Here is a 20,547-nt window from a genome sequence, read left to right as displayed (position 1 = left end):
GGTTCTCGCATGGCAGCCCTTTACAATAGGGCGAGCAGTCTAGCAAAACCACGGGCATGGCAGTGCAACGGACAAAATCTCGCGGGTTCAAACGAACATCGCAGCTTCTGAATGATCAGATTCGCAAGGCCGGTGAAAGCCGGGGTTTTGCTGTGTCGCGTCTGCTGACTCATTGGGAAGAGATTGCAGGGCCTGACATTTCCGCCATCGCGCGGCCCGTCAACGTCCACTATGGGCGTGGCGGTTTTGGTGCGACATTGACGTTGCTGACCACCGGTGCCCATGCCCCGATGCTGGAGATGCAAAAGGAACCTCTGCGCAGTAAGGTCAATGCGGTCTATGGCTACAACGCCATTTCCAAGGTCCGCATAACCCAGACCGCGCCCACCGGTTTTGCCGAGGGGCAGGTCTCCTTCAAATACGCCCCAAAGGTTCGCAAACCGCAGGCGCCTGATCCGCAGGATGTTGCGGCAGCAGCCGAGGCAGCGACCGGGGTGGAAAGCGATGATTTGCGCGCAGCCTTGGAACGGCTTGGGCGCAATGTGCTGACAAAACAGAAAACTCTCAGAAAGGGGTACGAATGACCCGTTTGATGTCCGGCATCTTTGCCTCCGTCGCAGTTGCGGCGGGCGTCTATGGCTATGCCGCATTGCAGGGCGGCACGTCTTTGCCCAGCAATCCGCTGATCGGAGCGGCCCACGCACAAGAGGCCGAGGTGGACACCTCCACCATCGTGGAAATGGTCCAGGGGGCCGAAGATGCGCCAGTGACGCTGATCGAATACGCGTCTTACACCTGTCCGCATTGTGCGAATTTTCATCAGGGCGCCTATAAGCAGCTGAAGCAGGACTATATCGACACCGGGAAGGTGAAATTCATCTACCGTGAGGTCTATTTCGATCGTTATGGTCTGTGGGCCTCGATGATTGCGCGCTGCGGTGGACCAGAGAAATTCTTTGGGATCAGCGATTTGATCTATAAGGGGCAATCCGACTGGGCCCGTGCCGGTGGCGCGACCGAGATTGTCGATGCGCTGCGCAAGATCGGGCGTCTGGCGGGCCTTGAAGAAGAGCAGCTTGAAGCCTGTTTGCAGGACGGTACCAAGGCACAGACCCTTGTGAGCTGGTATCAGGAAAATGCGACTGAGCATGGGATCGAATCCACGCCCTCTTTCATTCTGAACGGCAAAAAGATCGAAAATCAGTCGTATGACGCGTTCAAGACACTGATCGACGCCGAACTGGACGGCTAACCGCCGTCGTACTGAGCGGATAAGCACAGAAAACCCGCCCGGTCTCCGCGGCGGGTTTTTCGATATATAGATTGTGGATGTGGCTACGGTGGCGGTGGCGCAATCTCGCGAAGTCGCGCCAAGAGCGCCTCATCATTGCTGATCTGCAGACGTACCGGCAGAGTGATCACCTTATTGCGGAAACTCTCCGGCAGGCGGACGGCGTCCTTCTCGGTGGTAACCATTTGCGCGCCAATCAGCTTGGCCTCTGTTTCCAGTCGGGTCATCAGCGCAGTGGAAAGCGGCTGGTGGTCGTCCAGGGCTTCGCTACGGCGCAGATCGGCGCCAAGCTCGCGCAGCGTGTCGAAAAATTTCTGTGGATGACCAATGCCGGCAAAGGCCAAAACGGGCGTTCCGCCCCAAGGCATGCCGGTTTTCAGCGGCTCAAGCACACCGGAGTAATGTGGGCAAGCCGTCAGTGCGTTCCGCCATGCTGCCCGGAACCGGGCCTGCGCCTCGGGTTGCCCCAGTGACAAAACCAGATCAGCACGGGCCAGCCCCGTTGTGACCGGTTCGCGCAGGGGGCCGGCGGGCAGGCAATGCCCATTGCCGAACCCACGGTCAGCATCGACCACAACAACCGAGAGATCCTTGTGCACCGCCGGGTTCTGAAAACCATCGTCCAAGACGATGACCGTCGCCCCTGCAGCCGCCGCGGCCTTTGCTCCGGCGGCGCGATCCTCTGCTTTCCAGACCTCACCAAAGGCGGCCAGCAACAGCGGTTCGTCGCCAACCTGACTGGCGCGATGGCGTCCGGGATCCACCTGCGCCGGCCCCTCAAGCGTGCCACCATAGCCGCGCGTAACCACATGCGGTTCGTGCCCCATGTCACGCAAGCGTTCCAGAAACCAGATAACTGTCGGTGTTTTGCCGGTACCGCCAGCATTGATATTGCCGACGCAGATCACCGGCACGCCCACAGTTAACGGTGTGCCGTTAGTCAGCCGTTTTGCTGTAGCACGGGCATAGATATGGCCCAGCGGGGACAGCAGGGTTTTGCGAATATCGAATTGTCCGGCTGGTTTGTGCCAGAAATCAGGGGCTTTCATATCTGTCCTCTCGCTTGTCCAGAAGCTCCTGAACGCGGTCCATCAGGTGATCGGTCATGCTGGCGCCTTCGGTGACGACCTGCCAGCCTGCCAGTGCCATCTCGGCGGCGCGATCTGGTGCTGACAGGCTCAGCACGCCCTGTGCCAGATCCTCGGCGTTATCGACCTTCTGCGCGGCGCCAACCTCAGTCAGGCGCTCATAGAGGGGGCCATAGGTACCCAAACCCGGTCCGTGCAGGACCGCGGAGCCAAGAGCTGCCGCATCCAATGGGTTCTGCCCGTTCGCGCGCGACGCCAAGCTACCTGCGAGCAGACACAACGGTGATAGCCGGTACCACAGGCCACTGTCCTCGGCAGAGCTGAGCAGCACCTGCGTGTATTCATCGGGCTCTTCGCCGCTGTCCCAATCGGCCAACTGCAGGCCGCTATTGATGATAGCATCGCGCGCTGCAGCCAAATCTTGCTCATCACGCATGGCGACGACCAGTAACAGGCGGTGCAACAGGCGCAATACACTGCGGTGTGCATCCAGGATTGTGGGTAAATCCTCAAGTTCGGTTTGTGACGAAAACCAGACAGGGCGGCTGCCCAATGTGGCTTGCATATGGGTGAGTTCATCACTGTTGCAGCCGGGGGGCGTGGTCGACAATCGCAAGGGATCTGTTCGTTGGATCCGGTCTGCGGCGAGGCCAAGGCGCAGCAGCTGTGCCCGTGCCTCATCTGAAGGGGTCATGATTTCGGTGAAGCGTTCAAACAGCCTGCGCCGTTGATCCGGCAACCAGCGGCTGGTGCGGTCGGGCAGTTCGCTGGCATCAATATCGACCAGCAGACTGTCCAAGTTGCGTTCGCTCATCTGGCGCATAAGGCCGCGGCGGAGATCCCCGCCCGACCAGATCATCAGGTCGGGCCGCCAGTGATCCAGAAACATCCGTACCTCTGCCGGGCTGTCATCTGGCGGTGGCCCCGCAGCCAGATCGTAGCCGTCAACCGGCGGGCGGTTGGTGATGCTGCGGCTCCATGTCACCAGCACCGACAGATCGGGGCGCAGGGATTTCATCCGGTTGCCCAGATCGCCAAGCGCAAGAAAGCGCTCAGCCGAGGAGGCATGAACCCATAGCACCTCACCCACCGGCCGGGCCGGCCAGCGGAGACTACGTTCGGATGCGGCTGAAAGTCTCGACATGGCTAGAGGGGTCCTGCTGCGGGGCACATGTCAAAGCGGATGTAGGCCGGGGCTCTGCGGGTCGAGCGCGGCGATCAGCTGGTCATGCAGGCACGGCGGCGCGGCGACGACACCGTTCAGGGTCGGGTGCGGGTTGTTATATCGCAATTCCCCGCCGAAGCGATCACTGCAACACCCGCCAGCCTCACGCAGGATCAGATCGCCGGCGGCGATATCCCATTCCCAGCTGGGGCGGAGGGTGAGCATCGCGTCGTAACCTGCATCTGCAACCCGTGCCATACGGTAGGCCAGCGAGGGTCGGTGGCTGCGATTGAAGCCTGGCACCTGACCATTCTGCCAGTGGTTGGGGTCCTGCACAGGCCGTGCAGCCAGCACGTTCGCCATGTTGAGGTCAGCTTGCGCAGACACCCGGATTTCTGCGCCATTGCAGGTCGCGCCCTGTCCGCGCGCCGCACAATACATCAGATCACGCTGGGGCAGATAGATGACCGCTGCGGTGACGTCGCCCTCTTCGGCGATTGCCAGCGAATGGGCCCAGGTGCGCGACCCTTGGGCAAAGCTGCGGGTGCCGTCGATCGGGTCAATAATGAACAGCCTGTCACGGTCCAGGCGCGTTGCTGTGTCTTCGCTTTCCTCGGACAGCCAGCCATAGTCGGGTCGCGCCTTTTGCAGCAGGTCGGATAGCATCTCGTTGACGGCAAGGTCAGCCTCGGTCACCGGTCCAGCACCGCCGGGTTTCTCCCATTTCTGCGCCTCTGGACCGCTGTAGCGGCAGGCGATGTCGCCTGCCTGCTCGGCCGCGCGGATCAGCAGGGAGAGGTCAGTTTCCGGCAAGGGTCATCCCCTCGACCAGCAGCGAAGGCACCACGCGAGACAGGTGGCTGCGGGCGTCATTCGCGGGCACGATGCTGCGCAGCATGTCGCGCAGATTGCCAGCAATGGTGCATTCGTTGACCGGATAGGCAATTTCGCCATTCTCCACCCAAAAGCCTGCGGCCCCACGGGAATAATCGCCGGTATTGGGGTTTATGGTCGATCCGATCATGGAGGTCACCAGCAGGCCGGTGCCCATGCAGGAAATCAGATCGGCGCGGCTGTCTTTGCCCTGCGTCAGAGCGATGTTCCACTGGGATGGCGAGGGCACTGATCCGACACCACGCGCTGCGTTGCCAGTGCTTTGCATGTTCAGTTTGCGCGCCGAGGCAAGGTCCAGTGTCCATCCTGTCAGGATTCCATTGTCGATAATGTCGCGGCGTTGCGTTGCCAGGCCTTCGCCATCAAACGGACGGGACCCCGCGATGCGCGGGCGAAAGGGATCTTCCGTCACGCTGAGGTGGGCAGGCAGGATCTGCTCCCCTAGCGCATCCTTCAGCCAGGAGGAGCCACGGGCGATACTGGCACCGTTCACTGCCGCCAGCAGATGGCCGATCAGCGAAGAGGAGACCCGTTCGTCAAACAGCACCGGATAGCTTCCGGTTTCCGGCTTGCGAGCACCGAGCCGCTCGATTGCCCGCTCTCCGGCCTGTGTTCCGATATCTTTGGCGCTGCGCAGGTCGGCCTGAAACGTACGGGAGTCGCCATCGTAGTCGCGTTCCATTCCTGTACCGCTGCCCGCAATCGCCGTGCAGGAGGTCGACCGGCTGCTGCGCTGATAGCCTCCGGAGAATCCGTTGGTCGCCGCCATATGGACCTTATGGGTACCGTAGCCCGCTGCCGCAGATTGCACCTGTGTGACGCCGCTAACAGCCAGGCCCGCAGCCTCAGCAGCCAGCGCATCCTCCTGCAGGGCAGCGGGTGCCGGTTCGGCGCTTGCATCAAACAACTCCAGTGCCGCCAGATCCCAGTCCCGGGCGAGTTGCCCCGGTTCGGCGAGGCCCGCATAGGGATCTTCGGGTGCTTCGCGGGCCATGGCGACGGCGCGCTCGGCCATGGCGGTCAGGGTTTCGGCCCGCATGTCCGAGGCTGAAACGCAGGCCTGACGTTGCCCGACAAAGACCCGTAATCCCAGATCAACACCTTCTGACCGCTCAGCATGCTCTAGCGTGCCTTGACGTACCTCAATGGAAAGGGAGCTGCCTTCGGCCACCATTGCATCGGCAGCATCAGCTCCGGCCTTGCGGGCGGCATCAAGGAGTGCGTGGCTTAGGCTTTCGGGGGTCTGGGTCATAGGCACCTACATGGGTTGGACGTCACCTAGAGCTAGCCAGCGCGGCCAGATGCTGCAAGAGCGCAGACGAAAAAAGGGGCCGCAAATTGCGGCCCCAATATGGGATCAGCCTTGTGTCGTGATTACTTGATGCGCTGGCCGTTTGCCTTGATCTGACCGTCCTCGGTCACCTCGATCTTGGAGGTCAGCGTATCTTCGCCATCGCCCGGAACTGCCAGCATGCCCATCATCATGCGCGCGCCCATGGCGTCGCTATCCGACACCAGACCCATGCCGATCAGCTTGTCCAGCAGGGTGTTGGCGCCCGCGAGAGTCAGATTTGCCTCACCGGAGGGCGCCGGCATGCCGTCGAAGGTGCTCAGATCGTCATTGTTGAAGGCAAAATCACCGGTACCGGTCAGCTTTGCCCCGGCGGCGGAGATTTCAAGCGAATTCACGGTCAGCGCGTGCAGCTCACCCGGTGCCTGTTCGCCGTTCTCCACCTCTGCCATGGCTTCGGGGTCAAAGAAGTCGAAGGCCAGCTTTGCCTTGCCTGCAAGATCCAGTGCGATTGTGGCCGGATCGTGGGGCAGGGCGCCAGTTGGATCCACCATACCCCAGAGCATTTCTGGCACATCAAAATCGCGCAGAACGAGGCCGAGGGCGAAGTCCTGTTCCTCGTCGGATTTGGCAACAGGCATGGTCAGCTTGAAACCGGCCTCAGCCATCGACAGCGCCAGCGGGAACGGCAGGTCAGAACTGGTGATGTTGGTTTCCGTCCGGTTCTGTTTCACGTCATAGGTCAGCCCATCAAGGCCCATGTCAAAGGCGATTGTTCCGCCTTCAGAAGTGCTGTCCAACGCAAATGTATCCGCGCCATCCTGACCATTGATTGCGCTGTTGCCACTGGCAAAGTCAAACGTGCCTTCCGCGCTGAAGCCGCCGCGCAGCAGTGCCGCCATGTCGGTGCTTTCCAACCCGTTGGGAACAGTTGTGATGCCGGTGAAGTTCACCCCCTGCATCGCCCCCTTGAAGGCACCGCTGCCTCCGTCTTCAGGGACGTCGATCGAGGCGTCAAAATTCAGTGTTTCACTGGTCATTGTCTGGTTGTAGGTGCGGCTATCTGCATTTGACATGATGGTCTTGGTGACCACATCCGTCAGTGTCATGCTGACTTTGATCGCCTCTTTCGGAACGTCGGCGTCTGGTACCGTCAGATCTTTCAGCGCGATTTTCATCAGGCCGCTGGCGTAATCATAGGTCATCTCATCCGCGTCGCCGGAGACAAGCATCGGGCTGCCATCGTGGGAATACAGAACGGTGCCACTGACGGGGCCTTCGGGACCGTCAATTTTGAACATGATCGGCATTTCAGCAGGCAGCATGATGTTGACAGTGCCATCGCCGTTCTCGACAAATTTGATGTCAGGCAGGGTAAATGTGCCGCTGGTATCTTCCTCCATGACAGGTATGGCCATAGAGATATCCGATATGGTCAACGTATCGCCGGACATGGTCTCGGTGCCGTTCACGGTGTAACCGGTGGCGGTCATGTAGGACTTCCAGTCCGACCAGACGTCTTTTGCCGTTACATCTGCCAGGGCCGCCTGGGCAGAAAACGCCATAACAATCGCAACACCGCTGCTGCGGGCGAGGAAAACGGACATAAGTATACCTTTCGTGGTCTATTTTGCGCCATGGTTGGCCGGAGGAGGTACCGGGTCAAGGGGGCATCGCTCTGGACCGTTCCCCCTAACCAGTCTACCACATTTCAAAACAGGGACTTGGAGATTAATACTATGGAGATCAAGGGCAAGACAGTTGTGATAACCGGTGCAAGCCGGGGGATCGGGGCCGATGCGGCCCGCGTGTTTGCTGCTGCCGGGGCCAATCTGGCCTTGCTGGCAAGGAGCGAGGAGAGCTTGACCGCGCTTGCCAAGGAGATCGGCGGAAACGTGCTGACCTTTGCCTGTGATGTGGCGGACTATCCAGCCGTAGCGGCGGCCGTTGCCAAAACCGAGGCGCAGTTCGGGCGGATCGATGTGCTGATCAATAACGCGGGTGTGGTTGATCCAATTGCCCGGCTTGAGGCTGCTGATCCGGCGGACTGGGCACAGCTGATCGATATCAATGTGAACGGGGTTTTCAACGGAATGCGGGCAGTTTTGCCCGGGATGAAGGCTGCCGGCAGCGGCACTGTACTGACCGTCAGTTCAGGGGCTGCGCATAATCCCGTCGAAGGCTGGAGCGCCTATTGCTCTTCCAAGGCCGCCGCGGCGATGCTGACCCGTAGCCTGCACCATGAAGAAGGGGCCAATGGCATCCGCGCCATGGGGCTGTCGCCGGGCACCGTCGCGACGGAAATGCAGCGGGTGATCAAGGCCAGCGGCGTCAATCCTGTCAGCCAGCTGGAATGGTCTGATCATATCCCGGCGGAGTGGCCGGCGCGCGCCCTTCTGTGGATGTGTACTGAGGCGGCCGACGATCTGGTCGGCACCGAAATCTCGCTACGGGATGAGGGCATCCGCAGGCAGGTCGGCCTGATATGATCGACCTTGATATCGCCGAAAACGGGTTGTGGACGGTGACACTGAACCGGCCGGACAAGGCGAATGCGTTGACTGCGGCGATGCTGGAACAGCTCTGTGATATCGCAGAGCGCGCACAAGAGGCTCGCGGATTGATCATCACCGGGGCTGGCCGTGTCTTCAGCGCTGGAGCAGATCTGGATGCGGCGCGAGCCGGGCTGGCGACGTCCCCCCTGTGGGAGCAGCTATCGGGTGCCATCGCGGATCTGCCCTGTCTGACGGTGGCGGCGCTCAATGGTACTTTGGCGGGTGGAGCGAACGGCATGGCGCTGGCGTGCGATTTACGTATCGCCGTACCAACGGCCAAGGTGTTTTACCCGGTGATGAAGCTTGGCTATCGTCCGCAACCCTCTGACGCGCGGCGGATGGCAGCGCTGATCGGTCCTGCGCGTACGAAGATGATTCTGGCGGCTGGACAGAAAATCACCGCTGAGGAGGCACATATCTTCGGATTGATCGATCGTATTGTCGCGGCTGGCGATCTGATGGCGACGGCGCAGGACCTGATGGTGGATAGCCTCGCGGCGGAGGCGGAGATGGCGCAGGCAATTCTGGCGGATTGCACCTGCGTATAGCGCCCGGCGCTTCAGCGTTTGCGCCGTCCGCCGGGTACGCGCGACTGGAAGGAGGGCGGGCGTTTTTGTACCCAAGCGATGAATTTCGCCAATCTCGGATGCTGACGCAGGGCTTCAATGGTATTGAAAGACCGCGCCAGTTCCGCCTCGCTGAGGGCTGCATGGATTTCTTTGTGACAGATATGATGCAGTAGCACCGTTGGTCCGCCCTTGCCGCCCTTCAGCTTGGGGATCAGGTGATGCAGGCTTTGGGCGACGTCCGTAGGGATAGGCCGTTGGCACAGAGGGCATATCGGATCGACATCGGCAGACGGTGACATTGGCGCAGTCTCTCAGTATGGCTGTTTCAACCGTAAGACATGCGCTGGCGGTTGCGATCGGCAAGGATAAGTACGTAAGGAACTGTCAATTTGACACATCAACGGGACAGCTGGGACGCAGTGGTCGTGGGCGCCGGACCTGCTGGTCTGCGGGCCGCTGAAGAACTGGGGGCTGCGGGTCGCCGCGTGCTGGTTGTTGATGCGAAGCCGTCCGTTGCACGAAAGTTCCTGATGGCTGGGAAATCCGGTCTGAACCTGACGAAGGATGAGGCGCGCGAGATCCTGCTTAGCCACTACGGCGAGGCTGCGGACTGGCTGGCGCCGATGATTGCAGACTGCGACGCGGCAGAGGTGATGGCTTGGGCGACAGGGCTGGGCAGCACTCTGTTTACGGGCACCACAGGACGGGTCTTCCCCCGCGAAATGAAGGCCTCGCCGCTGTTGCGGGCATGGCTGGCCCGTCTGGATGGCTACGGTGTTGAACGGCGCACCCGCTGGCGCTGGCAGGGCTGGAATGACGACGCCTTGCAGTTTGAAACCCCGGATGGTCCCCGTGCGATAAAAGCGGGAGCAACAGTGTTGGCAATGGGGGGCGCCAGCTGGGCGCGGCTCGGCTCTGACGGGCTATGGGCTGCAACTCTGGCAGGAGAGAATGTGCCACTGGCGGCGTTTCAACCTGCCAATGCAGGATTGCTCGTCCACTGGTCCGATCACATGGCACCTCATTTCGGAGCACCGCTGAAGGGGATTGCCCTGCATGCCGGATCAACCCAGTCGCGGGGCGAGGCGGTCATTTCGAGGCAGGGCCTGGAAGGGGGCGGTGTCTATATGATCTGCGCTGCTGTCCGGGAGGGGGCTGAGCTATACATGGATCTGTTGCCGGATTTGTCGCAGGAGCAGGTTGCCGCGCGTCTGGCGCGCCCTCGGGGGAAGTCCAGCCTCTCGACCCATCTGCGAAAGGTGACAAAATTGACACCACCGCGCCTGGCGATCCTACAGGAATTTGCCCGTCCGCTTCCGGTTGAACCTGCGGCGCTGGCCCAGTTGCTGAAGGCAGTGCCGATCCGGCATCAGGGACTGCGGCCGCTGGATGAAGCGATTTCCACCGCCGGAGGTGTCCTGGCAGAGGCGGTTGATGGCGGACTAATGCTGCACAGACGCCCCGGCGTATTCTGCGCCGGAGAAATGCTGGACTGGGAAGCGCCGACCGGTGGATATTTGCTGACCGCATGCCTTGCGACAGGGCGCTGGGCGGGGCGGTCAGCAGTCCGATATCTGACGGGCGACTATGTGATCGAGGCCGCAACCGCCTGAAACGCGGGACGCGCGCGCATCCGCTTGCTATAGGCCAGCATGGCCTCGCTCTCGAGCGGGAATTTGGCGCTATAGGCCCAGTTCAGGCAATGGGTGCAGATGATATCGGGAATGGTGAACTCTTCCCCCATCAGAAACGGGCCGGTCATGCAGGTTTCCAGCTGCGCCAGATTGCGGGAAAACTCCCACTTCAGGCTGTCTTTCACCTCCGGCACGCGCTTATCCTCGGGCAGGATGAAACTGTGACGTGCGCCAGTCCACAACACCGCGTCCAGCTCATCCAGTAGACGATTCGTCATCGCGTCCTGTTTTGCACGGGCGATGGTGCCCGCGGGGGCGGTCAGCTTGCCATGTTTATCTGCAAGATAGGTGATGATGGCGGTCGAATCGGTGATCACCTCCTCGCCATCCTTGAACACTGGGACCTTGCCTGAAGCGTTGAGGGCGACGACCTCTTCGCTCTGCGGCAGGGCAGGGTTCAGCTCATAGGATTGGCCCAGCTCCTCAAGCGCCCAAAGAACACGATAACTGCGCGTCAGTTGCTTGCCGATGACGGTGTACATTGTGAATTCTCCCTGCGGTTCATGCCCGGAACGGAACCGGGTTCCCGCTGTGGGGTCAAGCCTTACTCAAGCCGCTCTGACTGAAACGCAACGTCGGTGCAGATCTGCCGGTCGTGGGCTACCCCACCCGGCTGAGGCGGGCCAGCTGGATCAACGCCCGTTCCATCAGGGCAAGCGCCGGAGCGGTTTGCCCTGCCGAGCGCAGCTGAAGATCGGTGTCCGTCAGCAAGGTGAGCGCGGTTTCAAGCTTGAACGCACCCCAGCTTTGAGCCTGCCGCAGCAGCCTGTCACGGCGTTTGCCGTAGGCCGGCGGGCGCAGTCGCCCGATACCCTGCGCCGGACCGCCGGGATCAGAGGCAATGGTGTAAAGCGTCCGAAAATGGCGGGTTGCCCCGATACAGAGTGTCACCGCATTGGTGCCCTGGGCCTGCAATCGCCCCATCAGCGGGCCGATTTCTGCGCCGCGCCCTTCGGCCACGATATTGAGCATGTCGTCGACTGCCGCTTCGGTCGATTGCGGGGCGATGGCCTGAATATCGTCAAGCGTCAGCGGGGTGCTGTCCTCGTATTTATACAGTGCCAGTTTCTCCACCATGCGGGAAAAATCACCGGGACCGATTTCATTGGCGATATCAACCAGCGCAGACATGCTGTCCCCTGGCACATCACGAATACGGGCCGTACCCAGAATACGCTCGATTTCACCGCGTGACGGAGGATCGTCATAGATGCCGGTCGCATAGGCGTTGCGGTGCCCCTCAAACGCCTTGCGCAGCTTCGAGGTGGCTTTCAATTGCCCGGCTGTCACGATGATCTGCGCATCACCTTGCTGCCAGGCCTCAAGTGCGGCGATCACGGCAGGGGCGGCGGTATCATTGGCGTCTTCGACAAACACGGCACGGATGCCGGGGAAAAAGCCAACCGCCTTCATCGCATCCATCAGCAACGCCGGGTCCTTGCGCAGATCCGCTGCGGGCATCCGGGTCAGGCGCATCTCTTCTTCGGCGGTGGGGCCAAGCAGCGCCGCCAGCAATTGCTGACGTTTCAGCGAGACGCGCATGGCGTCGGGGCCGTAGATCAAAAGGCCTGTCTTGCCCGGATCCGGTTTGGCAAAATAGCCGTCCGCCTCGCGCGGGCTCAGTTTCATTTGGCGGCAACCGCAGGCTGTTCGCTGCTGGAAGTGGCAAGATCCGCAGTGCTCAGCAGTTCAGTTGTGATTTGATCTGCAAGGATAACCATCAGGCGTCGATGGGCATCACGTTCCCCGGCGAGCGTTTCAACCGTGGTGCCTGTGGCGGAATAGCCGGTGAAATTTTCCACATCGCCACTGGCGACAATGGCACCATCAGATTGCCGGGTCAGCACATAGGCGGCCTGCCCCACGATCGAATAGCGCGTGATTTCATTGTCGGCGGTAATGGCCTGCCCTTCGCTTTGGGTGCGCAGCTTCAGATCCAGGGCATAGTCAGCACCACCCCCGCGACCCAGCCGGGTTTCAAGATTCTGAACCAGAAAATAGGCATCGGTATCATCGGTTGCCCCGATCGTTTCCGGGGCCTGAACCGTCACCACACCATAAAGCGCGGACCCGGTGCCCCCCGGAGCATAGACGGGGGTGAAGCCGCAAGCCGCCACCAGAAAGGCAGCGGCCAATGCGGCCGGATATTTCAGGTTAAGCCACGACATTCACAATCCGACCCGGCACAACGATCACCTTTTTCGGAGCGCCGCCATTCAGCGCCTTTTGCACAGCTTCGTGTGCAAGGGCGAGTTTTTCAACCTCATCCTTGGCCAGATCTTTGGCCACGGTGATTTCGCCGCGGCGTTTGCCGTTGATTTGGATCGGCAGGGTCACGCTGTCTTCGACCAGCATCGAATCGTCTGCCACCGGCCAGGGGGCCGTCGCGCAGAGGCCTTCGCCGCCTTGATGGCTCCAGATATCCTCAGCAAGATGCGGTGTCATTGGCGACATCAGCTGCGCCAGCGTCATAATTGCCTGTTTCTGGGCTGCGGTGCCGGCCTTTGATTTGGCCAGTGTGTTGGTGAAGCTGTAGAGCTTGGCAATCGCGGCATTGAAACCGAAGGTTTCGATGCTGAGGGTGACATCGCGGATCGCCTTGTGCATTTCGCGCAGCAGATCCTCGTCGCCGTTGCCGCTGGCGCCGGGGTCCATTTCGCCAATGCGATCACAGAGGTTCCAGACGCGGTTCAGGTGCTTATGCGCGGCCTCAGCCCCGGAAGCGGTCCATTCCACATCTCGTTCCGGCGGCGAATCGGAGAGCACGAACCAGCGTGCCGTATCCGCGCCGTAGGAGGAGATGATGTGGAGCGGATCGACAACGTTGTTTTTCGACTTCGACATCTTGGCCGAGGGGATGACTTTGACCGCTTCACCTGTTTCTTTGACCACGGTTGCCCCGTCCCGTTCTTCGATTTCTTCGGGGTAGTGATAGATCGGGCGATCGTTTTCGGTGCGGCGCTCTGCGTTTTCATAGATCGCGTGGGTTACCATACCTTGGGTGAACAGCGCATCAAACGGCTCTATCGCCTTCTCCGGCAGGTGGCCGCAGATCTGCATCGCGCGGGCGAAGAAGCGCGAATAGAGCAGGTGCAGAATCGCATGTTCGACACCGCCGATATACTGATCGACGTTCATCCAGTATTCGGCGTCTTCCATCCGGGTCGGCGTTTCCGCATCAGGCGCGGTGAAACGGGCGAAATACCACGACGAATCGACGAATGTGTCCATCGTGTCGGTTTCGCGCTGTGCAGGCTTGCCGCAGGCGGGGCAGGCGCAGTTGCGCCAGCTGGGATGACGATCCAACGGATTGCCGGGAACAGAGAAGTCGATCGCCTTGCCATCCTCGTCGTAGGGCAGCGCGATGGGAAGGTTCTCTTTTTTCTCGGGCACCACGCCGCAATCCGGGCAATGCACCACGGGGATTGGGCACCCCCAATAGCGCTGTCGCGACAGACCCCAGTCGCGCAGGCGGAATTTGGTCACGCCTTCGCCCCAGCCTTCTGCTTCCGCCTTGTCGACGGCTGCGTTTACAGCCTCTTCGCCGGTTTGCTCGTCGTTACCAGCGAATCCCTTGATGTAGCGGACTTTCTCCGCCTTGGTCGGGACATAAGCCTCAGTCAGAGGGGAGGTGTCCTCAGGGTTCTCAAACACTGGGATGATCGGCAGATCGTATTTGGTCGCGAACTCATAGTCGCGCTGGTCATGCGCCGGGCAGGCAAAGATCGCGCCGGTGCCGTAATCCATCAGGATGAAGTTGGCGATCCAGACCGGCAGCTCCCAGTCCGGGTTCAGCGGATGTTTGACGCGGATGCCGGTGTCATAACCCAGCTTTTCGGCGGTCTCGATGGCCTCTTCGGTGGTGCCGCCTTTCCGGCACTCGGCAACAAATGCTGCCACCTCTTCCGATTCGGCTTCCAGGGCCTTGGCAATCGGGTGGTCGGGCGAGATACCGACAAAGGACGCACCGTTCAGCGTGTCGGGACGGGTTGTATAAACCTCAATCGGGTCACCACCGTCGGTACGGGCAAAGCTGAACTGGAGGCCGCGGGATTTGCCGATCCAATTTTCCTGCATCAGGCGCACCTTGGCGGGCCAGTTCTCCAGCGTGTCCAGAGCGGTCAGCAGCTCATCCGAATAGTCGGAGATCTTGAAAAACCACTGTGTCAGCTCGCGCCGTTCGACAAGCGCGCCGGAGCGCCAGCCACGACCGCCTTCGACCTGTTCGTTTGCCAGCACGGTCATGTCGACCGGATCCCAGTTCACCACAGCGTTCTTGCGGTAGACCAAACCTTTTTCGAGGAAGTCGAGGAACAGCGCCTGTTGTTGGCCGTAGTACGATTCGTCACAGGTGGCGAACATCCGCGACCAGTCCAGCGACAGTCCCAGCGGTTTCATCTGCTCGACCATCGTGTCGATATTCGCGTAGGTCCAGTCCTTGGGGTGGCCGCCGCTCGCCATTGCGGCGTTTTCAGCGGGCATACCAAAGGCATCAAACCCCATCGGGTGCAGAACGCTATGCCCTGTTGAGAGTTTATAGCGCGCGATCACATCGCCCATCGTGTAGTTGCGCACATGCCCCATATGCAGCTTGCCCGACGGGTAGGGGAACATCTCCAGCACATAGTACTTCGGCTTGTTGGCGGAGCGTGTTGCCTGAAAAATCCCGGCTTTCTCCCAGGCTTCTTGCCAGCGCGCTTCGATTTCCGGGGCAACATAACGGGGCATCAGAGCAGTCCTTCGTAGATAAAAACGCCAGGTTTGGGGCCTGGCGCTTGTGATAGTGATGTTTGCCCGCCTGTTCCAGAGGGCAGAATGAGGGGATGCGTCGCGTCAGAGCCTGCGATCAGCGATCCGAAGCTGCCGCGCCCGTGAGAGAATCGCATCCTCAATCGCGCGTGCGGTGCTTGCGCTGACGGGACCGTTGCGGGTCTGCAGCGAGACATTCAGCGAGCGGGCGTCCAGTGCCGGGTCTTTGATATGCACTGTGGCGCGATAGGCGCGCCCGCCACCCGGAGGCGTGCCGTAGCCGGTGACGATGACCCCGGTGTAGGGTTCGACGGTTTGCAACGGCAGGAAGTCCAGCACATCCAGCGTTGCCGTCCAAAGGTAGCGGTTCACCTGAACGATCTGTTCCGCTTTTGTCGGTTTGAAGGCGTCCCAGATTGTTGTGCCTTCGATGTTCTCAGGGTCTCGTGGGTTGCCGCCAATGACATTCTCATTATAGGTCGACGGGCCGCCGCGGTTCTTGCCGCCGAATGCGCCACAGCTGGCGGTGACTGCCAGAAGCGAGATGAGTCCAAGTTTCGTGAGCCAGCGCATGATGGGCAAGATCCGTTGCTATTCCGGTTGCGGACTAGTCCTAGCCAAGCGATAGGGCGGCAACAAGCCTATTCTTTAATAGACTCTCTCTGTGCGAAGCCGTTGATGGCGCTGGGGTTAAGATACTGTGACATGGTTGCATCAACTTCGGGCCGAAAGGAATTGCGGCCTGCGCCCAAGCTTGCGCAACCACCCCAAAAAAAGCGAAACGGATGGCGTACTCAGACTTGTGCCACTCAGCGCCTGTTTGAGCTTGGAAATTTAAACCCGAGGGAAAAACATGAAAAAGATTCTCTTCGCTTCGACTGCGCTGGTCGCCACCGCTGGTGTTGCAGCAGCAGACGTTTCGTTCGGTGGCTACGGCCGCTTTGGTGTTGGTTACGTTGAAGACCGCACCGTTGGTGGCACTTCCGACACCGTGATCGTCAGCCGCTTCCGTATGAACATCGACGCATCCGCTGAAACCGACGCAGGCGTGAAATTCTCCGCTCGCGTTCGTATGCAGGCTGACGAAGATGCTGCTTCCGGCGAAGCAAACGCAGCTGGCCTGAACGGCGCGCGTTTCTCCGTTGAGTACGGCGGTCTGCGTGTTGACGTTGGCAACGTTGCTGGCGCAATCGACAACCTGCCCAACTACTACGGCAACGAGCCGGGCCTGGAAACATTCATGGGCCAGTACTCCGGTGCTGACTATGGCTTCATCGGTTACTCTTCCGGTGGCGCAGGCGTAAACGGCGTATACGCACGTTACGCTGTTGGTGACTTCGCTGTTGCAGCTGCTTACGACCAGGCAGCAAACGGTGCAGACGGCGACCGTTTCGACATCCACGCCGCTTACACCTTTGGCAACATCACTGCCGCTCTGGCATATGGTGAAACCGACAACGGTGCAGCTGCAGACTTCGACATGACCGTCCTGACCCTCGGCGGTTCCTGGGGTGCATTCTCCGGTACTCTGATCGTTGGTGACGAATCTGTTGCAGCAGTCAACGAATCCGACACCTTCTACGGTATCTCCGCTGCTTACGACGTAAGCTCCGCAACCACCCTGACCTTCGCTTACGGCGACGGTTCCGGCGACGGCGACACCCGCAACATCGGTCTGGGCGTGATCCACGACCTGGGCGGCGGCGTCTCCCTGCGTGGCGGTATCGGCGAAAGCAAAACCGGCAACGCCGACGGCCAGATGCGTGCCGACTTCGGTGCTCAGTTCAGCTTCTAAGCTGACCTGAACCACTACGGTTCTTGGGGCGGGCTCTTACGAGCTCGCCCTTTTCTTTTGGGCAGAAACCGTGTTTGTCTGCGGCAACAAATGACCACAGTGAGACTGCCCCATGTCGCTTCAGGACATTCAAACCCGCATTCGTTCCGCCGAAGAAAAAGCCAATCGCTCCACAGGATCGGTGCAGCTGATTGCCGTATCAAAAGTTCAGCCCGATGACCGGGTTGAGGCCGTTCTGAACGAAGGGCATCGCTGTTTTGGCGAGAATCGCGTGCAGGAAGCTGCCGGAAAGTGGCCGGATTTTTCGACCCGCTACTCAGACCTGGATCTGCATCTTATCGGTCCCCTGCAAACGAACAAGGCGCGGCAGGCGATGGAATTGTTTCAGAATATTCACACTGTGGATCGGCCGAAATTGGCAAAAACCCTCGCCCGACTGGCACAGGAGTTGGGTCACTGCCCCAAGTTATTCGTACAGGTGAACACCGGAGAAGAGCCGCAAAAGGCGGGTATCCCACCGCGTGAGGCGGATGCCTTTATCCGCGAGTGTCAGGACATGGATCTCATTGTGGAAGGTCTGATGTGCATTCCACCCGCTGGTGAAGAGCCGAGCCTGCATTTTTCCCTATTGGGTAAAATCGCGGCCCGAAACGGTCTGAGTGGTCTGTCGATGGGCATGAGCGGTGATTTCGAAACCGCCATAGCCCTGGGCGCGACTCATGTTCGGGTTGGATCCGCTATTTTCGGCGCCCGTGCCTACGAAATCTAGGGGGCTGGCACGCCAAAACTGAAGCCTGTCAATCTGCCAGCGGCGGCACGACAAGGCGCGTTCCGGGGGCAATCTGTCTGGCCAGCCAGTGCAGGTTTCTTCGTGAGAAGGCGATACACCCCTCGGTCGGATATCCGGGGCGGCGCCATTGGTGCAGAAAAATTGCCGATCCGCGTCCCGGTTCGGCATCTGGCCAGTTCCAATCCGTCACTAAGATCAGATCATACAGCGGGTCGGCCCGCCTCAGAGCTTCGTGGCTGTCGGCGTATGGCGCGCGGATGTGGTGGTTGTAGTCAACCGTACCGGGAGCGTCGGACCACAGATCACCGGGCCCAATCGGTTCCGCCCAGTCTGTCGGCGGGGTCATGCGGTCAGGTCGGTAGAGCATTCCGACGATCTCATGGCTGCCGATTGGGGTCGCCCCGTCACCTTCTGCTTTGTTGCGGGTCAGCCCGCCGCGCCCGATCGTGCAGGGCAGGCGGCGCCCGGCAAAGCGCAGCCCCTGCCGTGTAAGCACCATGTCCATCGGCCCCAAAGCGCGCGCCATTGAGGATCTCACAGCATGTGACCTGACTTGGCGGCTTTGGTTGCGAGATACCCGCGGTTGAATGCGGTTTCACCAACCTTAAGCGGAACCCGTTCCGCAACGGTGATGCCGGTTTTCTCCATCATGGAAATTTTGTTCGGATTATTGGTCAGCAGTCGCACCGATGAAAACCCCAGCTCCTTGAGGATAGCAGAACCCAGGCGGAAATCCCGCTCATCGTCCTCGAACCCCAGTCTGTGGTTGGCCTCAACAGTGTCAAACCCCTGATCCTGCAAGGAATAGGCGCGCATCTTGTTGGCCAGACCTATCCCGCGCCCTTCTTGGTTGAGGTAGAGAAGAACACCCTGGCCCTCGGCACCCATTTGCGCCAGTGCCCCATGAAGCTGCGGACCGCAGTCGCATTTCAGCGACCCTAGAACGTCGCCGGTAAAACAAGCCGAGTGTAGCCGGGCCAGAACTGGCTGGCTGCGGTCAGGTTTGCCGATCTCGATGGCGTAATGTTCCTCGGCGCCATCCTCGGGGCGGAAGATATGCAGTCGGCCAGCCTCAGCAGCGGCAATCGGCAGGCGGGCGGCGGCCACCGGGTGGAGGGGCGAGCTTTCGACCATCAGCGGTGCAACAGCGGCAAGTGGCAGTGTTGTTAATCCGTGACTTTGGGCGAACTGTGCCGGATGCTGCACTGGGCAGATTACTGCCGTAGGTAAGAGCCGGGCTGATTTCGTCAAAGCAATGGCCAGACGGTGGAGTTCTGCGTCGCCGTCTCTGACGCTTCGCAGTGGCCCCTTCATCGGTGTACGAAGGTCGTCAGCCGGATCGGCAACTGCTTGAATCCATGTAAGATCTGCAGAGGCAGGAACGGCAATACGGGCGATATCCCCATCATAGACCCGAGCCTTCAGTGTTTCAGCGCGCCGGGCTGTCACCGTCAGCGCAATAGGACCGAGCGCCCGCAAGCTGGCAAGGCGTTTCGTGTCCAAAGGCTCCACCGCGAGGGCCAGAATAGCCTGATCCGGGGTTGTCAGAACCACCGGCAGCCCCATCCGCAAATCTACCCGCGCGCGGGCCAGAAGGTCGATCATCGTGGGCATCAGACTCATGCGGGAATCCTGTGAGGTCGTTGACGTCTTGGGGCGCTGCACCATTGCGGTGGCCCGCCTTTAAGTAGTCACAAACGATGCGAAAGTGAAACAATTCCCGTCTGATGGACACGTCGGCGTGAAAGCTTTGCAGCATAACTTGTGATCGGGGAATGGACTGCGCATGTATTGGGAGTAGCACAGGAGGACAAGGTGATGGCCCAACTGAAGAAAATACTGCTCGTCGACGATGACGAGGATCTGCGCGAAGCCTTGAGCGAACAGTTGGTCATGACCGAGGACTTCGATGTCTTTGAGGCTGAAAACGGTCAGAATGCCATGGAGCGTGCAAAGGAAGCGCTTTATGATCTGATCATTTTGGACGTGGGTTTGCCGGATACGGATGGGCGGGAGCTCTGCCGTCTGATGCGCAAGCAGGGCGTGAAGGCCCCGATCCTGATGCTGACAGGCCACGACAGCGATGCAGACACCATTCTTGGTTTGGATGCGGGCGCGAATGACTATGTCACCAAACCGTTCAAATTTCCGGTGCTGCTCGCGCGGATCCGTGCCCAGTTGCGGCAGCATGAGCAGTCCGAAGATGCCGTATTCGCGCTTGGCCCCTATACGTTCAAACCTGCGATGAAGCTGCTTTTGACCGAGGATGAGCGCAAGATCCGTCTGACGGAAAAGGAAACCAATATCCTGAAGTTCCTCTACCGCTCTAACGAGGGAGTGGTGCAGCGCGATGTGCTGCTGCACGAGGTCTGGGGCTATAATGCAGGGGTGACGACCCACACGCTTGAGACCCATATTTATCGTCTTCGCCAGAAAATTGAACCAGATCCATCGAATGCACGTATACTGGTTACCGAGTCGGGTGGCTACAAACTGGCAATCTGACATGTCAGCGCCATAGAATCGCCAAGTCGCGTGACTATGCTGATGACTAAGACAGGCGCCTTAGGCGCTGATGAGAGTTCCCGTGCATGTCCGGGTAATGACATGTTCCTCCCTGTTGGACTGCCGGGCCATTGTGCCCGGCCTTTTTTTATCTGTTTGGC

Annotated in this window: 21 protein-coding genes; 8 read left to right on the top strand and 13 right to left on the bottom strand. The window is 60.1% G+C overall.

The genetic code is table 11. The features are described from left to right. Nucleotides 1–56 precede the first annotated feature (56 nt). Together OO25_RS05445 and OO25_RS05440 are read left to right on the top strand one after the other, a co-directional pair. Nucleotides 57–584: a DUF721 domain-containing protein gene (locus tag OO25_RS05445; RefSeq protein WP_040170062.1), complete on the top strand. Its 528-nt coding sequence runs from the start codon at nucleotides 57–59 to the stop codon at nucleotides 582–584. Then, nucleotides 581–1,252 (top strand): DsbA family protein, encoded by a 672-nt coding sequence (locus OO25_RS05440; RefSeq protein ID WP_040178827.1) that lies wholly within the window; start codon nucleotides 581–583, stop codon nucleotides 1,250–1,252. The genes OO25_RS05445 and OO25_RS05440 overlap by 4 nt, the downstream gene beginning before the upstream one ends. Before the next feature lie 83 nt (nucleotides 1,253–1,335). Here the strand turns inward: OO25_RS05440 and lpxK are convergent, their stop codons facing one another. From lpxK to OO25_RS05415, 5 genes are all read right to left on the bottom strand, one after another. Continuing rightward, a complete protein-coding gene (gene lpxK, locus OO25_RS05435; protein WP_040178824.1) occupies nucleotides 1,336–2,340 on the bottom strand; it encodes a tetraacyldisaccharide 4'-kinase in 1,005 nt (334 codons plus the stop codon). Next, nucleotides 2,327–3,523: a 3-deoxy-D-manno-octulosonic acid transferase gene (locus tag OO25_RS05430; RefSeq protein WP_040178823.1), complete on the bottom strand. Its 1,197-nt coding sequence runs from the start codon at nucleotides 3,521–3,523 to the stop codon at nucleotides 2,327–2,329. The genes lpxK and OO25_RS05430 overlap by 14 nt, the downstream gene beginning before the upstream one ends. Nucleotides 3,524–3,553: 30 nt before the next feature. After that, nucleotides 3,554–4,357, bottom strand: coding sequence for a 3'(2'),5'-bisphosphate nucleotidase CysQ (locus tag OO25_RS05425; protein ID WP_040178822.1), 804 nt, complete (start codon nucleotides 4,355–4,357; stop codon nucleotides 3,554–3,556). Continuing rightward, a complete protein-coding gene (locus OO25_RS05420) occupies nucleotides 4,344–5,690 on the bottom strand; it encodes a TldD/PmbA family protein (protein WP_040178821.1) in 1,347 nt (448 codons plus the stop codon). Before OO25_RS05420 ends, OO25_RS05425 begins: the two co-directional genes overlap by 14 nt. Nucleotides 5,691–5,812: 122 nt before the next feature. Then, nucleotides 5,813–7,336: a DUF2125 domain-containing protein gene (locus OO25_RS05415; protein WP_040170075.1), complete on the bottom strand. Its 1,524-nt coding sequence runs from the start codon at nucleotides 7,334–7,336 to the stop codon at nucleotides 5,813–5,815. 132 nt (nucleotides 7,337–7,468) lie between these two features. Here OO25_RS05415 and OO25_RS05410 point away from each other — a divergent pair, with 132 nt between their 5' ends. Together OO25_RS05410 and OO25_RS05405 are read left to right on the top strand one after the other, a co-directional pair. Next, nucleotides 7,469–8,218: an SDR family oxidoreductase gene (locus tag OO25_RS05410; protein ID WP_040178820.1), complete on the top strand. Its 750-nt coding sequence runs from the start codon at nucleotides 7,469–7,471 to the stop codon at nucleotides 8,216–8,218. After that, nucleotides 8,215–8,832 (top strand): enoyl-CoA hydratase/isomerase family protein, encoded by a 618-nt coding sequence (locus tag OO25_RS05405; protein ID WP_040178818.1) that lies wholly within the window; start codon nucleotides 8,215–8,217, stop codon nucleotides 8,830–8,832. Before OO25_RS05410 ends, OO25_RS05405 begins: the two co-directional genes overlap by 4 nt. Nucleotides 8,833–8,843: 11 nt before the next feature. Here the strand turns inward: OO25_RS05405 and OO25_RS22455 are convergent, their stop codons facing one another. Then, nucleotides 8,844–9,152, bottom strand: coding sequence for an HNH endonuclease (locus tag OO25_RS22455; protein WP_082035287.1), 309 nt, complete (start codon nucleotides 9,150–9,152; stop codon nucleotides 8,844–8,846). Between the two features lie 90 nt (nucleotides 9,153–9,242). Here OO25_RS22455 and OO25_RS05400 point away from each other — a divergent pair, with 90 nt between their 5' ends. Continuing rightward, a complete protein-coding gene (locus tag OO25_RS05400) occupies nucleotides 9,243–10,466 on the top strand; it encodes a TIGR03862 family flavoprotein (RefSeq protein ID WP_040178816.1) in 1,224 nt (407 codons plus the stop codon). Here the strand turns inward: OO25_RS05400 and OO25_RS05395 are convergent. The 5 genes from OO25_RS05395 to OO25_RS05375 all read right to left on the bottom strand — a co-directional run bounded on the left by OO25_RS05395 (nucleotide 10,439) and on the right by OO25_RS05375 (nucleotide 15,869). Then, entirely contained in the window at nucleotides 10,439–11,029 is a 591-nt protein-coding gene (locus OO25_RS05395; RefSeq protein ID WP_040178814.1) for a glutathione S-transferase family protein, read from the bottom strand. The two genes, OO25_RS05400 and OO25_RS05395, sit on opposite strands and share 28 nt — an antisense overlap. 118 nt (nucleotides 11,030–11,147) lie before the next feature. After that, nucleotides 11,148–12,176, bottom strand: coding sequence for a DNA polymerase III subunit delta (holA, locus tag OO25_RS05390; RefSeq protein ID WP_040178811.1), 1,029 nt, complete (start codon nucleotides 12,174–12,176; stop codon nucleotides 11,148–11,150). Continuing rightward, entirely contained in the window at nucleotides 12,173–12,715 is a 543-nt protein-coding gene (gene lptE, locus OO25_RS05385) for an LPS assembly lipoprotein LptE (RefSeq protein WP_040170085.1), read from the bottom strand. Before lptE ends, holA begins: the two co-directional genes overlap by 4 nt. After that, a complete protein-coding gene (gene leuS / locus OO25_RS05380) occupies nucleotides 12,702–15,275 on the bottom strand; it encodes a leucine--tRNA ligase (RefSeq protein ID WP_040178809.1) in 2,574 nt (857 codons plus the stop codon). Before leuS ends, lptE begins: the two co-directional genes overlap by 14 nt. A gap of 105 nt (nucleotides 15,276–15,380) precedes the next feature. Beyond that, on the bottom strand, nucleotides 15,381–15,869 hold the full coding sequence (locus OO25_RS05375) for a DUF3576 domain-containing protein (RefSeq protein ID WP_040170090.1): 489 nt from the start codon (nucleotides 15,867–15,869) through the stop codon (nucleotides 15,381–15,383). 280 nt (nucleotides 15,870–16,149) lie between these two features. Here OO25_RS05375 and OO25_RS05370 point away from each other — a divergent pair, with 280 nt between their 5' ends. Together OO25_RS05370 and OO25_RS05365 are read left to right on the top strand one after the other, a co-directional pair. Next, entirely contained in the window at nucleotides 16,150–17,091 is a 942-nt protein-coding gene (locus tag OO25_RS05370) for a porin (protein ID WP_040170093.1), read from the top strand. 112 nt (nucleotides 17,092–17,203) lie between these two features. Further along, nucleotides 17,204–17,860: a YggS family pyridoxal phosphate-dependent enzyme gene (locus OO25_RS05365; RefSeq protein WP_040178808.1), complete on the top strand. Its 657-nt coding sequence runs from the start codon at nucleotides 17,204–17,206 to the stop codon at nucleotides 17,858–17,860. Nucleotides 17,861–17,888: 28 nt separating this feature from the next. Here the strand turns inward: OO25_RS05365 and OO25_RS05360 are convergent, their stop codons facing one another. Together OO25_RS05360 and ribA are read right to left on the bottom strand one after the other, a co-directional pair. Continuing rightward, a complete protein-coding gene (locus tag OO25_RS05360) occupies nucleotides 17,889–18,380 on the bottom strand; it encodes a L,D-transpeptidase (protein ID WP_040179150.1) in 492 nt (163 codons plus the stop codon). Between the two features lie 35 nt (nucleotides 18,381–18,415). Next, a complete protein-coding gene (gene ribA, locus OO25_RS05355; RefSeq protein ID WP_040179148.1) occupies nucleotides 18,416–19,504 on the bottom strand; it encodes a GTP cyclohydrolase II in 1,089 nt (362 codons plus the stop codon). A 195-nt stretch (nucleotides 19,505–19,699) separates the two neighbouring features. On the opposite strand from ribA, the gene OO25_RS05350 reads away from it, so the two are divergent. Beyond that, nucleotides 19,700–20,386, top strand: a complete 687-nt coding sequence (locus OO25_RS05350; protein ID WP_014876226.1) for a response regulator transcription factor — start codon at nucleotides 19,700–19,702, stop codon at nucleotides 20,384–20,386. Nucleotides 20,387–20,547 lie beyond the last annotated feature (161 nt).

The organism is Phaeobacter sp. S60, from assembly GCF_000826845.1.
GTDB lineage: Bacteria > Pseudomonadota > Alphaproteobacteria > Rhodobacterales > Rhodobacteraceae > Phaeobacter > Phaeobacter piscinae.
The sequence above is the reverse complement of the archived record's forward strand: the minus strand, read 5'-3'. Positions and strand labels throughout refer to the sequence as shown.